Here is a 15,444-nt window from a genome sequence, read left to right on the forward strand (position 1 = left end):
ACTATGTCGAACCCGAACGATCCTGCTGGCTACCCCACCCGCGATGGCTCGCGCGAGCGACTTGCGCGCGAACTCCGTGCGCTTCAGGACGATCGTCCCGTCGTTCCAGAGGTCCGCAACGTCGAGCCTGCGGACCCCGTCCACCAGGCCGATGGCTATGGCGGCGGTTACGACCCCTACGTTCCGCATGATCCTAGCGAAATCCGCCTGGATGCCCCTGGAGACGGCGGCGAGCCTCGGGCGGCGTCGCAAGCGCTTGCCCCGAGTACGCGCCAGCAGGACGCGCGGGGGGCACGCCGCACCGCCGTGGCAACGCGACCCGCCGAGGGCTTGGTGCCGGTGCCGCTGAGCGATCCGGGTGCGAGCCCGCTCTTCCCGAACATCGCACCCCCTCGGAAGCTTGAGGCGCGCCGGTCCGCCCAGGAAAAGAACGATATCCTCAGGCGCGGCTGGAAGTTGATTCTCGGGATCACGGTATTTGTCGTGGCGCTGACGGCAGGTGCGCTCCTGTACATGGGGCCGCAGTACGACTCGTACGCCATCCTATTGGTCAACACGCCCGACCCGAATGAGGTGCAGACCGAGATCATGGGGCGGTTCGTGGACACGCCGGGTGGCGTTGAGAGCACCCGACGCGTGCTCAACCAGGCCATCATCCTACAGCAGTCTCCCGTGATTGCCGAGCGGACGGCCGAGCGCTTACTGGCGCTCGCCAACGAGCGCACCACCACGTTCCCCATCCTCGGTACCCTCGGCGACCAGCCGCTCGACGAGCGAGCTTTGGGCGCGCTCATCCAACGTAGCTACGTGAGCGTCGAGCCCGCGGGCCTCGACGTCGACGCTGTGCGCGTCTCGGCAAAGGGCGGGACGGCGGAGGAAGCGCACCTCCTGGCCCAGTTCTACATGGAGGAATACCAGCGTCGTTCGCGTGAGACGAGCCGCGAATACATCGAGCGCACGCGGTCCTTTCTCGCCGACCAGCGCGACCAGCGGGAGGCCGAACTGGCCACGCTTGAAGACGAACTCAGCAGCTACCGCCGCCAGCGTGGCGCTGTAGACCTTGGCGCCCAGGCTCAGCAGTTGATCCAGCAGGTGGCCTCGCTCGAAGCGCAACTCGACCGGGCGCGCGTCAACGTGTCGATGCGGGAACAGTCGCTCCGCGCGTTGGAGCAGGAACTTGCCGAGTTGCAGCCGCGCCTGACGCAGCGCATCGCCTCGGGCGTGCAGGGCGAACTGCGCGAGACAGAGGCGCAAATCACGGAGTTGGAGCGCGTCCTCAACAACATCTACGTGCAGCAGCCGATGCTGCGCTCGAATCCGTCGCTCAACCCGGACGTCGCGCGCTACGAGGCGCAGCTCACGGGCCTGCGGGCACGCCGTGCGCAGCTCTCGGAGCAGTTCGTCGACGAAGTCGTCCAGGCGGGCGGTGTCGATCCGACGTCCCAAACCGGCGAGGTCTATGTCACGAGCCTCAACCAGCGCATTAGCCAGGAGCGCGTCGCTCTCGAAGGGGCGCGTGCCGAGGTGTCCTCGCTGCGTCAGCGCCTCAGCGAAGAGCAGGGGCAGCTTCTCAGCATCCCAGGCCGTGCCCGGGACGTGGCCGGGTTGGAGCGCGCTCGCGCCGCTGCCGAGCAGAGCTACCAGTACCTCGAAGGGCGTCTCAACGAGGCCGAAGTTGCCGCGGAGTCGGAGTTTGGCGTGACGCAGGTGGTGCGTGAGCCGCAAGTGCCGCTCAAGCCATCGCGCCCGAACTGGCCGGTGACGCTGCCGATGGCGCTCGTGCTCGGTCTCGTGCTAGGCCTCGGCGCGGCGTTTGCCCGCTATCGCACCGACACGACGGTCTATGCGCCCAGCGACCTCGCTGAGTATGGCTTCTCGGTCCTCGGGGTAGTGCCTCAAGTGAAGGGCGTCAAGGGACAGCAGAGCGGCGTCAACCCAGCGCTCGTCACACTGACTGACCCCTTCGCGCCGTCGGCGGAGTCCTACCGCCACCTCCAAGCCTCACTCTATGCCCGCCTCGGCACCGAGGCTGGCGGTACGAGCTCGATCGTCGTGACGAGCCCCGAGGTGGGCTCCGGTAAGTCGGTGACGGCGATCAACCTCGCCATCTCAGCCGCGCAGGCGGGCCTCCGGACGCTCATCGTCGACGCGGACCTGCGCCGTCCGTCCGTGCACGACTACCTCGGGCTCGGGCCGAACCCGCCCGCTGGCTCGCAGGGTGCGGGTATGAACATGGTCTACTGGAACACGAGCGTGCGCAACCTCTTCGCGCTCACGGTCCGGGAGCCCGTGGATAGCCCCGAGCAGCTCTGGAGTGGGGAGGAGGTCTATCGCCTCATCGACCGCTTGAGCGGCACCTTCGACCTCATCATCTTCGACGCCCCGCCAGCCCTCGTTGCTGCCGATGCATCGTTCTTCGCTGTCCACACCGACGCCGCGGTGCTTGTGGCTTCGGCAGGAGACACGTCGGGTGAAGCACTCACGCAGACGGCGGCCGAGCTCAGTGGTGCGGGCGGGTACATCGCAGGTGTGGTGCTCAACCGCTTCGATCCGAAGCTCGCCGCTGGGTACAAGAAGACCTTTGGCTACCGCTACACGACGTCGTACAAGTAGGCAACCGCTCGCAAGCGGGGATGCCGCTGCGGTGTCCGCTTCGTCGATTCCACGCGGCGTTCAGGAACGTCTTTTGAGAGACTCCGCAGGGGCTTGCCGCCGCACGCCACGCTGACCGTTTTCTCCATCCGCCCACAATCATGACCTACTCCATCCGCCTCTTTGCCGTAGTGGCAGCGTTCGCCTTGTTCAGCAGCGGGGCGATGGCGCAGCAGACGCCGCCGGGCAGCCTCCCGCCGCAGACGACGCCCGAGCAGCGCTATCCGCAGGGGGCACCGGTGCCGGTACCGGCGCAGACGAGTCCGGCGCAGGGCGGTACGGCCGATACGGGCCAGTATGGTCGCGTGGAACGTACCAACTCGAACGTGCGCAACTACTTCTTCTTCACGCAGCCTGGCGAGCCCACCATCCAGGTCTACGTGGTTGGCGCCGTGGTGAATCCTGGGCTCTACGAAGTGGGACCCGGCATGGACCTGGGGCGCCTGCTTGCGCTGTCGGGCGGCCCACAGTTGGCCACGCAGCAGGCCGAGCGCCGGCGGAAGACCACCGTGAAGCTCTTCCGGCCAACTTCGGGCAATCGTCCCATCTTCGAGGAGGACTTGAACGACTCCTTCACCGACACACGCTCCTACCCGCTGCTCCGGGAGGGCGACACGCTCTTGGTCGAAACGATCGAGAAGCAGCGGTATGGCTGGCGCGACCTCCTGGCTGTAGGCGGGGCCTTGGGCGGGATCGCCTTCTTCATCGATGCGATCCGAGGCAACTAAGCGTTGTCTCCGTCTTGAGTCGGACGTACATCCTCGCTCCCACTACCACGCGACGACCCGGACCACGTGGCACGTCCAGCAGACCCGGATCTCGCACCAGCCACGAGCAACCTTCGTGCAGATGGCCCAGGTCTAGAGGGCATAGGTCCGGAGGGCTCAGGCCCAGCGGGCGAGGCCACGACCGCGCGTCAGTGGATGGGGCGCGGGGCATGGACCATCCTGGACCAAGCGCTCTTCGCCGGGTCCAACTTCCTGCTCAACATCTGGCTAGCGCGGACGCTCGCACCGGCCGAGTACGGCATCTACACGATGGTTGGCTACGCGGGCTTCTTGCTCGCAGCGGTTGTCCACACCGGGTTCATCACCGAGCCGCAGCTGGTGTTCGGAGCCGGTCGCTTCAAGGCGGCGCCGCGCACGTATCTCAGGGCGCTCCTCGTCGGGCACAGTGTGTTCTCGGTCGGCATCGCCGTGGCCTACCTCATCGCGGGAGGCGTGGCGCTCGCGTTGGGACAACAGGTCATGGGGAGAGCCTGCTTGATCATGGCTGGGACGCAGGGCGCGATCCTTACGATGTGGATCATGCGGCGCGCGTGCTACACGCAGTTCCGGCCATTCGTAGCTGTGACGGGTGGCCTGATCTACCTGGGTGTGGTGCTGGGCGGGCTGTTTGTCGAAGAGTGGCTATGGGGACACCTGACGGTCGAGGTTGCGCTTGGCCTGATCGGGCTGGCGAGCGTAGCCGCGGCCATCTGGATCTACGTGCGCCTCGACCTGCCCGAGCGGGAGCCACCGCCAGCCAGCTTCCGCGCCGAAGTGCGCAAACAGCACACGGACTACGGCCGCTGGGCTGCCCCAACGGGCCTCATGGAGATGGGTCATGGGTTGCTACCCTTTCTGCTCGTCCCGATCTGGGGAGGCCTTGAGGCGGCAGGAGCGCTCCGAGCGCTATTCAACTTGATCTTGCCGATGATCCACATCTACGGGGCGCTGGGCGACCTGCTCATGCCCACGTTCGTGCAGGCCAACGAACGGGGCACGCTACGCCGTACCCTCGCCATCGCGATGGGCGGACTCGTCGCGGCCGCGTGTGTAAACTGGGTCCTGCTCGGCGTCTTCGGCGCCGACCTCATCGTGCTGTTGTACGACGGGCAGTACCTCCAGTACGCCTCGCTGTGCTGGCTGTTGGGCGCGCTGCCTGTGATCGGCACGGTCGTGGCCGTGCTGCTGGCGCTGCTCCGCGCGATGGAGCGGCCGCGCATCGTCTTCCAGGCCCGTGCCGTCGCGGCGGCGATGGCGGCGACGGTGGGCGTCGCGCTGATCTACAAGTTCGCAGTCACGGGCGCCATCGCCTCCAGCCAGCTTGCCCTCGGCACTGAGACCATATTCATGATGGTGGCGGCGTGGAGCATCTGGCAGCATGCGCGTCCTGGAGGACCTCCGCAGATCGCACACGCTGGCGACGGTGGGCCTCGACACCTACGGGAGCCTAGCACGGATTCGGGGATGTCGGCAGATTCGGCGCTCCACCCGACCCTCGCTGTTCCGCCCGACGACCGCTCCTGACCAATCCAGACCTCGACGCTTCGATGTCGCATCAACCACCCGCTTCGTCGTCCTCGCTCCGCGTCACTCGTGCGGCCGCGCAGCACGCCCATTTCGCGCGCGTGGCGGCGCACCGCAAGCCCGGCCAAAGCCTTGCCGATCGGTACCTCGTGCTGCTGTGCTTCACCCTCATCGGGCTCGCGCTCTTCGCACGGGGGTTCGCCTACTGGGGGGTGCCGCCCCTCTTCATCTCGGAGCTTACCCTGGTGTTGGGCGTGGCCGCGATGATGGCGGGGGGCGCGCTGCGGCCTCTGTTCACGCTGCCGGTCGTGTGGGTGCTTGTCGCCTACATCGCGCTGGCGGGGGTGCGCACGCTGCCGAATCTCGGGCTCTATGGCATCGACGCGCCTCGCGACTTTATGCAGGTCGGCTATGCGGCCTTCGCCTTCGTCGCAGGCTCGCTGGTGCTGGCGCAGCCGGAGCGGCTCAAGGTGTTGCTCCGGCGGTACCAAGGCTTCGTCGTGGTCATGCTCACCACGGTGTGGATCGTCTACATCGCGTTTAAGTTTGGCTTCGACTCGCTGCCCAACCTCCCGTGGACCGACAACGCCAAGATCTTCGAAGCCAAAGGCGGCGACCTGATGGTGCACCTGGCGGGCATCACGGCCTTCTTGTTGCTTGGCATGCGCAAGGTGCCGATCTGGTTGGCTGTAGCGCTCGTCATCAACTTTCTGCTCATCGTGGTGAGCAACCGGGGCGGCATGGTGGCCTACTTCCTCGCGGTCGGCTTCGTCCTGATCCTCCGGCCCGGTACCTTCCAGCGGGGGCAGATCTCTCGCTTTGCCTACGTCGGCATCCTGTGCATCATCCTCGGTCTGTTCCTCGGGCCGGTGGGGAGCAAGATCCACGGCGGGACGCGCGCAGTGTCGGTGGAGCAGCTCTTCGAGAACATCAAGAGCATCGTTGGCAAGAGCGACTCCGCCACGCTCCAGGGCACCGTCTCGTGGCGGCTAGAATGGTGGGAAGAGATCTACAACTACACCGTCCTCGGTCCCTACTTCATGACCGGGAAGGGCTTCGGGCCCAACCTCGCCAAAGAGGACGGTTTCCTCGTCGAGCGCACGCTGAGGAGTCCGCACAACGGACACATGACCATCCTCGCACGCATGGGCGTGCCGGGCGCCGCGCTGTGGGTCGTGCTCAACCTGATGTGGTTCTTCAGCATGCTCGCCGTTTGGTGGAAGGCCCGTGCGTTCGGGAAGCCGCGATGGATGGCCGTCTCTGCATTCTTGATCACCTATTTCATCGCAACCAACATCAACGCCTCCTTCGATGTCTACTTCGAAGGGCCCATGGGCGGTGTTTGGTACTGGACCGTGTTTGGTCTAGGTCTTGCGGTCATGTGGCTCTTCCGGCACCAGCCCTCCTTGCTCGATGACGACGCCCGCCTCACCGTCCGTGGCTCAGCCGTCGGTACGACCGTCCCGCCCGCCGATGTCACCCACGCCCATGCCCCCGCCGCGCCGGTCGTCCGAGCTGGGGCGCCCGGCACGGGTGCTGGTGGTGCACAACTTCTACCAACAGCCCGGCGGGGAGGACCAGGTCTTCCGCGCCGAGGTCCGGCTGCTGGAGGGGATGGGGCATACGGTCGAGACGTACACGGTCCACAATGACGACGTCCGCGATCTGAGCCGTGCCGGACTGGTTGCGCGAACGGTTTGGAGCCGCGAGGCACACGATGCCATCGTGCGAAAAGTCCGCAAGGCCGAGATCGACGTCGTCCACTTTCACAACACGCTCCCGCTCGTCTCGCCCGCGGCCTACCACGCGGCGCGCAAGTCTGGCGCGGCCGTCGTGCAATCGCTCCACAACTACCGGCTCCACTGCCCCGGGGCGCTCTACTTCCGCGACGGTCAGGTCTGCGAACTGTGCCTGGGCAAAACCTTTGCCTGGCCTGGTGTCCGCCACGGCTGCTACCGGGGGTCGAAAGCGGCGACCGCGGCCGTGGCTACCATGACGGCCTCGCACCGCGTGCTGGGAACCTGGACGCGCAGCATCGACCGCTACATCGCCATGACAGACTTCGCTCACGCGAAGTTTGTCGAGGGCGGGTTGCCGGCGGAGAAGCTCGCAATGAAGCCCAACTTTCTCGCCGACGATCCAGGCGCGGGTGCTGGCGAGGGCGGCTATGCGCTGTTTGTGGGACGCCTGTCGCCCGAGAAAGGCATTGACCTGATCCTCGACGCTTGGACGCAACATGCCCCACCGATGCCGCTGCGCATCGCTGGCGACGGCCCGCGCGCCGAGGCGGTGCGGGCTGCGGCGGACGCCCACCCGTCGATCACCTGGGTAGGCCACCAGACGCGCGAAGGGGTGATGCAACTGATGAGCGACGCGGCGTTGCTCGTCTTCTCCTCGGAGTGCTACGAAGGCGGCACGCCGATGACGCTCATCGAGTCGATGGCCAACGGAACGCCCGTGGTGGCGTCCGATCTCGGCGGTACGAAGTCGATGGTGGTGGAAGACGTAGTTGGGACCCGCTTTGCGCCCGGCGACCCGGCGGCGCTGGCGGCAGCTGTGAAACGCCTAGCCGAGGACCCGGCGCACCTCGGCGCGCTCCGGAAAACCGCCCGGGCTCAGTATGACGCGCTCTACACATCCGAGGCGAACTACCTCCGCCTGGTGGAGATCTACGACGCGGCCCTCGCCACCCGTCGCGCAGCGTGATGCACCAGCTTCGACTGCTGCTCACCGCTGGCGTTGTGCTCGTCTGGAGCACGACGTCTGCGTGCGCCGAGGCGCCGCAAGCCACTGCCACGAGCGCGATGCCTGTGGCGGCAGTCGAGGCTGCGAATGCTTCCACGACAAACGCATGCCCTGCTGGGCAGGTGTACGACGCAACGGAGCGCTGTCAGCCAGCCGAGCGCGTCTACGCCCCCAACGGTCGGGTTTTCTGGGTCGATCAGCGCCACCCGACGGCCAGCGATGCCAACCCGGGGACCCGCGAGGCGCCGTGGCGCAGCATCGGGCGTGCCACCGGGCGCGGCGTCATGCGTCCCGGCGATGCCGTGCTGATCCGTGCGGGCGTCTACCGCGAGTTTGTCCGCCCCCAAACGGGCGGAACCAGCGAGGACGAGCGTATAACCTATGCCGCCTACCCTGGCGACGAGGTCGTGATATCAGGCGCGGTACTCGCCAGCGACCGATGGTCGCGGATCGGCGACGTGTGGGTGCGGCCGTGGACCTACGGGTCGATGGAGCACTACAGCGACGAGCCTGTTTTCCGCCGCGAAATGGTCGTTGTCGATGATGCGGTGATGCGCGCGGTGCCAGATCGGGCGGCATTGCGACCGGGCTCGTTCTGGGTCGACGGAGCCTCGGAGGACCCGCGATCGATCTGGGCGCGGTTTCCTAGTGACCGTGCGCCAGCGTCGTTCCGCAGCATCGAGGTGGCCGTCGAGCCGCACCTGTTTGCACCGCTCGGCAGTAACTACTACGCGGAGTGTGGGGACGCCGACATGCCCGGCTGGATTCGCCTTGCGGGCGTCACATTCCGTCACGCTACCAACCGAGCGCAGTGGGGCGTGCTCTGCGCTGGGAGCGTCGGCGGGCTGGTCGAGGACGTGACCGTTGAGTGGACAAACGGCAGCGGTATCGATCCGGGCGGGCGGCAGCATGTGTTTCGGCGGGTGCGCGCACTCGACAACGGGCAGATCGGCTGGTCGGGGAGCTGCCTCGATTGTCTGTTCGAGGACTGTGAGGCGTCGCGCAACAACTGGAAAGGCTACGACCCGTTCTGGGAGGCGGGCGGCGGCAAGTGGAGTCACACCCAGCGCAGCATCTTTCGCCGCTTCCGCGCGCTCGACAACGACGGTCCCGGACTTTGGCTCGACATCGAGAACTATGACAACGTGATCGAGGGGACGTACGCCGAGGGCAATAGCATAGCCGGCATCATGCTCGAATACGAGACGCAGCGCACGCTCGTTCAGCATAACGTGGTCGTCGAGACGCGCTGGAACGCCTGGAGCGGGGCCGGGCTGCTCTCGCAAGCGGCAAGCGAAAACGTGATCGTCCACAACACCTTTGCGGGCAACGAAGGTCACGGCCTCTGGCTCCGGCTCGACCCCGACCGCCGCGCGCGGGACGGTCGCAATGTGGTCGTGAGCAATGTGATGGTGGGAAACGGCACCCGTGCGCCTGAGGCCTACGAGGTGCAGGTGCGTGGAGGGACGCAGGCCGAGGCTCGCTCGACGCGCTTCTTTGCCAACGTATACAGCCCGCACCGGGCAGGGGAGGTGCAATCGTTCTTCTTCATGCCAACCGGCACTGAAGACTGGGGCGGCGACTACCGCGGCAGCGACCTTGCCACCTGGCAGCGCTACACCGGCTCCGACGCAGAGGCGAAGCTGGTGCCGGTGCCCGACGACCTCCAGCCCGTCGCGCGACGCTGGGCCGACCTCCCCGTGCGTCTGGGCACCAACCTCGCCCGTCCGCTTCCGCCTGGCACGCCCACGACGGCCACGGTCCGCCCCTACCCGCACGCAGGCGCAAACCCCGCCATCGTCCACTCCGAGCGACAGTCGACTAGCGATTAGCGGGGCGACCGACGCGGCGAATTTGTTAGGCACAGCCCTCAAAACCGCGTTGCTTCTTCGACCCACGACCCACGACCCACGACCCACGACCCACGACCCACGACCCACGGTGAAATCCTTCGTTCAAGCTGCGATCCGTAGCGCCCACGCCGTCTTCGCTGACCGTGGTCTGCCGAATCGCCTCGCCCTCTACTTTCACAGCCTTGAACCGCACGAGCACGAGGCGTTCGAGCGCGCTATAGTGTGGACGAGAAGTGAGGGTTATCGTTTCGTGGCCGGGCCAAGGGCGTTTCTCGGTGCACCTGAGGGCGAGCGCGTCGCATGGGTGTCGTTCGACGACAACTACCGCGCCTGGCATCAAGCGTTGCCTCTTTTAGACCGGCTGGGCGTCACGGCCACGTTCTACACCAACACGGGCGTCTTCCGCGACCGCGCGACGCCCGCCGCCCTCGACGCCTACTTTGACCGCATCGACCACTACGGTGACCGCACAAGTCTGACCACCGACGAGCTACGAGAAATTGCCGCGGCCGGGCACGTCATCGGCGCGCACACGCACACGCACCGGTGTCTGGCAGACTTGCCCTTTGATGAGGCCGTCGCCGAGATCGACCGCAGCCAGCGCGAGCTTGAAGTGGTGCTTGAAGCCCCCGTCGAGCACTTCTCGTACCCCTACGGCATGCGGCGGCACTTTACGCAGGAGCTACGGCGGTACTGCACCACGCACTTTGAGACAGTGGCAAACGCGATCCCCGCGATGCTCCATGCCCCGCAGCGCGCCGACGCCCTGCAGCGCGCGGGGTGGCACCTCGACCGACCACACGTGCAGAACGTGCGCGCCCTCCGCATCGACGGGCGGCGCTTCGAGGCGCTCACCGGGCGCAGTGCGGTGGGCTGAGGGGGAACCGCCCCCGGCGCGGCGCTTAACCCGGCATCCGCTCCCACCGCACCTGTCGCTTCGCTATGCGCGTCCTCTGGGCGACCTTCGCCGTCGTTGTCCTCGACCAACTCACCAAGACGTGGGTCGTGGCGATGATGGAAGTGGGCGATACGATCCCCGTGCTCGGACAGTGGTTTAGGCTGTCCTACTTCCAGAATCCGGGGTTCGCGTTCGGGTGGACCCTCGGCTCGAAGCTGCTGCTCACCATCGTGTCGGTGCTCGCCACGGCGATGGTAGCGATCTACCTCGTCTGGCTGCGCGCAGCATCGCGGACCTATCGCCTGGCCCTCGCACTCATCCTCGGGGGCGCGATCGGCAACGTGCTCGACCGCCTCTTTGCAGGCGTTGTCTATGGCTACGCCCCGTTCGGCTATGGCAACGTGATCGACTTCCTGCACCTGGACGTCTACCACGGCTTCGTCGAGCTTCCTTGGCGCGCGTATCCGTCGTTTGTTGCTCTCTTTCCGGTGGCGAACTTCGCCGACCTGGCGATCATCGTGGGCCTGGTGCTGGTGTTTGCCGCGCACCTCTCGCTCCGGCGTCAGGAGCGTGCCCAGGCACAGCGGAGGCACTCACTCGGCACCGCAGGCGGGGATGCGCCGGACCTCGCCGGTGCGCCGGAGCACCCAGAAGCCTCGGCCTAGCGAGGGCGACTCGCTCAGGCCGCTGTCGGCGACGTAACGGATGCGGATATCGAGATAGGGCTCGGGCGGCGCACAGCCGTCGGTGGACCCGTCGCGAGGGGTGACCTCGGCGCCTAGGTCGCCGAGCAGTGCGGCCAGCAAGGCCGGGTCGCCGAGGCTGGGAGGGAGGTAGGAGTCGCCGCCCAGGCGCACGTAGGCATCGTCCAACCCGAGGCGCTCACGGGTTGCCTCTGCCGCATCGCGGGACACGAAGGGGCCGTGGACGACCGCAAAGAAGCCCGGCGTCAGTAGCGCGTAGAGGTCGGTCCGGAGTACCCAGCCGCCCGTCTGGAGCGCATATTCCTGCGCGGTACGCTTCGACTGGAAGCTCCCCGCCATCACGAAATACGGGCCCGGTGGCGGCGAGTTGGGGACAGCATCCACGGAATCAGGCAAGAGCGTGGGCTCTTGCGCAGACGCACACGGAACAAGCAGGGCGAGGCAGAGAAAGGCCAGGATGGTGCGCATGGTGTAGGCGGTGGGTTTGGCGCAAGCTACCACGGTGCACCGGCGCCGATCACGGCTGCGGCCATTCGCTGGGGTCCGGCTCGGCGCCCTTGGTCAGGTCTGCGACGCGCCCGTCAGGCACGGGGCGTTCCGCGTCGTTGTGGTCTGCCACGGTGGCGAGCATGTGTCGAATCGTGGGGAGCGCAGCCTCCGCGGCCTGTTCGCCCAGCGCGATCAGCTCGTCGGCGCGGGTGAAGCCAAAGAGCAGCGTTACGTCTTGCGGTAGTGCCGGGCGGAGCAGGACTTCAGGCTTCGCCTCCGCAAGCCGGTAGGCCGTCAGCGCCGAGATCGAGAGGAAGATGGTGTGCCAGATGTCGCGCGCGACGGGCGGAAACATCGGCGGCATCAATTGTGGCTCGACGACCGGCGCGTCGGGGCGGTTCTTGTCAAAGCTTGGCAGCACGTCCACGGCGATGAGCCGCTTTGCGCCCATCCGGCGGGCCACGTCAGCGGGGACGTTGTTGAGGACGCCGCCGTCTACGAGCCGCTTCTGGCCCACCTGGACGGCCTGGTAGATCCCTGGAATCGACATCGTGGCCCGCATCGCCTGGATAACGGATCCAGCGTCGAGGATGACCTCGCGGCCGCTGCGGAGGTCGGTGGCCGTGAGCGCGAGCGGGCACGCGAGTTCGCCAAACGTGCGGTCCACACCGAACCACTTCGCGAAGTAGTCTTGCAGACGATTGCCAGAGAACAGACCGGTGAGGCTCGGAAGCCAGTCCGCCAGCTGGATCAGCCGCGAGCGCCGCGATAGATCAATCAGCTCCGCCTCGATGGCGCGAGCAGGAACTCCCGAGGCGTAGGCGGTGCCAACCAGCCCACCCATGCTCGTCCCGGCGATGAAGGAGATTGGGATACCCTCGCGGTCGAGCACTTTGAGGACGCCCGCGTGGGCGAGACCGCGCGCACCGCCGCCCCCAAGCACCAGGCCAATTTGGGCAGGATGGGACGGATCGATCATGAGACGTGGGCGCAGTGGGGAAGAGGCATACAAGAAGGCCGTCGCGGCGTACCGTGTGGACGATTTCGGGTTCGGTGAACAGTGTTAATTCATAGCGATGGCGAGGCCGTTCCTATGGGCCTGCCGAACCCACCCGGGTCGCGATGGTAGGGTACAGCTCCCCAATCTGCTTGCCAACACCATACCGCCGTGTCACCGAAAACGCCCGCACAGTCTGCGTGTCGCATGAACGAACTCGTCCTGCCCAACGACACCAACCCGTTGGGCAACCTGATGGGCGGGCGCCTCCTGCACCTGATGGACATCTGCGGCGCGATCGCTGCGCAGCGGCACTCAAACCGAACCGTGGTCACGGCGAGCGTAGACCACGTCGACTTCGCCTCGGCGATCGCACTAGGCGAGGTCGTGGTTCTGGAAGCGCAGGTCAACCGCGCCTTTACCAGTTCGATGGAAACCGAGATTAGCGTGTGGGCGGAGAACACCGGCACAGGGGAGCGGCGGTTGAGCAACCGCGCCTTCTACACGTTTGTCGCCGTGGATCAGTCGGGGCGGCCCATTCCAGTGCCCCCCGTTCTGCCAGAAACCGACGATGATCACGAGCGCTACGTGGCCGCCGCCCGCCGTCGCGAACTCCGGCTCATCCTGAGCGGGCGCCTGCACCTGAGCGAGGCTGCCCACCTCCGCGACTACATCCACGCCGCGGCGCTCTGAGTTCACACCGCGCTGCTCCAACCACCCTCGACCCGCTCGCCATGCGCCTATTCCCGGTGCGTCTGATCCCAGTGCGTCTGATCCCGTTGCTGGTTCTCGCCCTCCTCGTCCACGAAGCCCAGGGCCAAGGCCAGACGGGAGTTGGCGTGCAAGTCGGTGATATCACTGGCCTCTCCTTGAAGATTGGCGCAACCGGGCGCGCGTACGATTTCGCCGCCGCGTGGGATTTCAACGCTGAGTCTGTTGTGGTGCAGGCCCACGTGCTGCTCGCGCAGCCCGTGCTCAGCCAGGCGGGCACGAGTCGAGTGCGGTGGTACTACGGCCCGGGTGGCTTTATCCGCTTGAACGACAGGGCAGACAGCGAGCTGGGAGTAGGCCTTAGCGTCAACGTAGGGGTTTCGTATCGTTTCGCGCCCCAATTCGAGGGGTTCGCGCAAGCAACGCCCCGCTTGTTGCTCGTTCCTGCTTCCGATGTAGACCTTGGCGTCGCGCTCGGGATACGGTTCTACCCCTAGCACGCGCAACCCATTGCGCTCCATGGTGATGGGGCACGCTGGCACGATGCCTGCGTAGCTTTGTGATCCCGCCGTGCCACCGCAGCCGTTTTCGCTCGATGCTCTACCACCGTGTACTTGTCACCGGAGCCAACGGGCTCGTGGGCCAAGCCGTGGTGCGTCGGTTCGCCGCGGTGCCCGAGATCGACGTGCTGGCGACGAGCCGCGAGGACCACCCGCGCTTTCAGACGGCCAACTGTGGCTACGTCCCCCTCGATCTGACGGACGCCCAGGCGATCCGCGACGTGTTCGTAGACTTCGCGCCGCGTTCCGTCATCAACTGCGCCGCCCTGGCCAAGGTCGAGGCGTGCGATGCGGACCGCGAGGCGTGCTGGGCAGTCAACGTGGAGGCCGTCGAGACCCTGGCGAGTGCCTGCCGTGCGCATGGGACGCGCCTCATCCAGGTGTCTACCGACTTTGTGTTCGATGGCGAAACGCCCCCCTATGCGGAGGACGTCTACCCGGCACCGATCAACTTCTACGGCCGCTCAAAGCTGGCCGCTGAAAACGCCGTGCGTGGTGCAGGCCTTCACCGTTGGGCGGTCGCACGGACGGCGCTCGTCTTCGGCCCAGGCACCGACCTGCGTCGCCGCAATCTCGCGCTGTGGCTATGCAGCGCGCTTGAGGCCGGCGAGACGGTGCGCGTGGTGACCGACCTGATTCGTACGCCGACCTATGTGGACGACCTTGCCGACGGGCTGCTGCGCATCGAGTGGCGGGGCAAGAGCGGGATCTATCACCTCGCTGGGCGAGAAACGATGACGGTGTTCGAGTTCGCGCGGCGCCTCGCCAAGCACTTTGGCTTCGACCCGGACTTGGTGCAGCCGATCACGGCTGCAGAGTTGCACCCGACGCACCCGCGTCCCGCCTCGACGCCGCTGCTCATCCTGCGCGCGGAGACGGAACTCGGGTACAAGCCACGCCCGCTCTCCGCCGCGTTTGACCACCTCGGCAAGAAACTCGGGCTTCCGGTCCCGTCCCGGTAGCAGTCCGCTGTCGCTCACGAGGCGTCTCGCGGACGCAGCCGACCCCTTCAGGGCGTAATTTGCACCTTCTAGCCACTTCACCCTGCCTGTCGCCTGTCATGTCTGCCGCTTCGTTCGAGACGCTCGACCTCCGTTCGCTGCCCGAAGTCCAACGCCTCGCCTTCTACGGGGCGCTCTTTGCCATCGCCGACGCGGATCACAACGTTGATGACGCGGAGTCGACGCTCATCTTCGAGACGCTCGACCTGGAGCCACTCTCGTCCGAGGCCCGCAAGCGTGTCTTTCAACTCGCCATCGAGCCGCCGAGCCTGGCAACGTGCTTGGAGCAGCTCCGCGATGCTAGCGCCGAAGTTCGGCACAGCCTCATGCTCAATCTGATTGACATCGCGCTGGTTGATGAGAGCATCGAGTTCGGCGAGCACGTGGGACTGCGGGATGCGCAGGAATTGCTAGGCATCGACCCGAACGACATCCAGGTCATGCACGACCTGGCGTACCATGCCCAGCACGACGGAGACGCGAAGAACGGCTCCGTGGCACGGCGCCCGCTGCGGTTCGCGCCCGGCTCGTGAGGCCCGTGCG

At 66.4% G+C, this 15,444-nt stretch carries 14 protein-coding genes; 12 read left to right on the forward strand and 2 right to left on the reverse strand.

What is annotated here, in order from left to right:
- Positions 1-3 precede the first annotated feature (3 nt).
- The 8 genes from AAFU51_01150 (at position 4) to lspA (ending at position 11,104) form a co-directional block, all read left to right on the forward strand.
- Complete coding sequence (locus AAFU51_01150) at positions 4-2,613, forward strand: P-loop NTPase (GenBank protein MEO1569850.1); 2,610 nt, start codon at positions 4-6, stop codon at positions 2,611-2,613.
- A 140-nt stretch (positions 2,614-2,753) separates the two neighbouring features.
- Positions 2,754-3,380: an SLBB domain-containing protein gene (locus AAFU51_01155; GenBank protein ID MEO1569851.1), complete on the forward strand. Its 627-nt coding sequence runs from the start codon at positions 2,754-2,756 to the stop codon at positions 3,378-3,380.
- Between the two features lie 66 nt (positions 3,381-3,446).
- On the forward strand, positions 3,447-4,943 hold the full coding sequence (locus AAFU51_01160) for a hypothetical protein (GenBank protein ID MEO1569852.1): 1,497 nt from the start codon (positions 3,447-3,449) through the stop codon (positions 4,941-4,943).
- A 23-nt stretch (positions 4,944-4,966) separates the two neighbouring features.
- Positions 4,967-6,595, forward strand: a complete 1,629-nt coding sequence (locus AAFU51_01165; protein ID MEO1569853.1) for an O-antigen ligase family protein — start codon at positions 4,967-4,969, stop codon at positions 6,593-6,595.
- Positions 6,486-7,649, forward strand: a complete 1,164-nt coding sequence (locus tag AAFU51_01170) for a glycosyltransferase family 4 protein (protein ID MEO1569854.1) — start codon at positions 6,486-6,488, stop codon at positions 7,647-7,649. The genes AAFU51_01165 and AAFU51_01170 overlap by 110 nt, the downstream gene beginning before the upstream one ends.
- The gene (locus AAFU51_01175; GenBank protein ID MEO1569855.1) at positions 7,649-9,520 is read left to right on the forward strand and encodes a right-handed parallel beta-helix repeat-containing protein; all 1,872 of its coding nucleotides are present in this window, start codon (positions 7,649-7,651) and stop codon (positions 9,518-9,520) included. The genes AAFU51_01170 and AAFU51_01175 overlap by 1 nt, the downstream gene beginning before the upstream one ends.
- 109 nt (positions 9,521-9,629) lie before the next feature.
- The gene (locus tag AAFU51_01180; protein ID MEO1569856.1) at positions 9,630-10,418 is read left to right on the forward strand and encodes a polysaccharide deacetylase family protein; all 789 of its coding nucleotides are present in this window, start codon (positions 9,630-9,632) and stop codon (positions 10,416-10,418) included.
- A gap of 65 nt (positions 10,419-10,483) precedes the next feature.
- On the forward strand, positions 10,484-11,104 hold the full coding sequence (gene lspA, locus AAFU51_01185) for a signal peptidase II (protein ID MEO1569857.1): 621 nt from the start codon (positions 10,484-10,486) through the stop codon (positions 11,102-11,104).
- Here the strand turns inward: lspA and AAFU51_01190 are convergent.
- Positions 11,033-11,611, reverse strand: coding sequence for an SPOR domain-containing protein (locus AAFU51_01190; protein MEO1569858.1), 579 nt, complete (start codon positions 11,609-11,611; stop codon positions 11,033-11,035). The genes lspA and AAFU51_01190 overlap by 72 nt on opposite strands.
- A 49-nt stretch (positions 11,612-11,660) precedes the next feature.
- Positions 11,661-12,611, reverse strand: a complete 951-nt coding sequence (locus tag AAFU51_01195) for a patatin-like phospholipase family protein (protein MEO1569859.1) — start codon at positions 12,609-12,611, stop codon at positions 11,661-11,663.
- 225 nt (positions 12,612-12,836) lie between these two features.
- On the opposite strand from AAFU51_01195, the gene AAFU51_01200 reads away from it, so the two are divergent.
- From AAFU51_01200 to AAFU51_01215, 4 genes are all read left to right on the forward strand, one after another.
- Positions 12,837-13,322 (forward strand): acyl-CoA thioesterase, encoded by a 486-nt coding sequence (locus AAFU51_01200; protein ID MEO1569860.1) that lies wholly within the window; start codon positions 12,837-12,839, stop codon positions 13,320-13,322.
- A gap of 41 nt (positions 13,323-13,363) precedes the next feature.
- Positions 13,364-13,837 carry a hypothetical protein gene (locus AAFU51_01205; GenBank protein MEO1569861.1) on the forward strand — a complete coding sequence of 158 codons (474 nt, stop codon included), beginning with the start codon at positions 13,364-13,366 and terminating at the stop codon, positions 13,835-13,837.
- A gap of 98 nt (positions 13,838-13,935) precedes the next feature.
- Positions 13,936-14,862, forward strand: coding sequence for an SDR family oxidoreductase (locus AAFU51_01210; protein MEO1569862.1), 927 nt, complete (start codon positions 13,936-13,938; stop codon positions 14,860-14,862).
- Positions 14,863-14,960: 98 nt separating this feature from the next.
- Positions 14,961-15,434 carry a TerB family tellurite resistance protein gene (locus AAFU51_01215; GenBank protein ID MEO1569863.1) on the forward strand — a complete coding sequence of 158 codons (474 nt, stop codon included), beginning with the start codon at positions 14,961-14,963 and terminating at the stop codon, positions 15,432-15,434.
- The last annotated feature ends 10 nt before the right edge of the window (positions 15,435-15,444 follow it).

The organism is Bacteroidota bacterium (assembly GCA_039821555.1).
In the GTDB taxonomy this organism is placed as follows: domain Bacteria; phylum Bacteroidota; class Rhodothermia; order Rhodothermales; family Rubricoccaceae; genus JBCBEX01.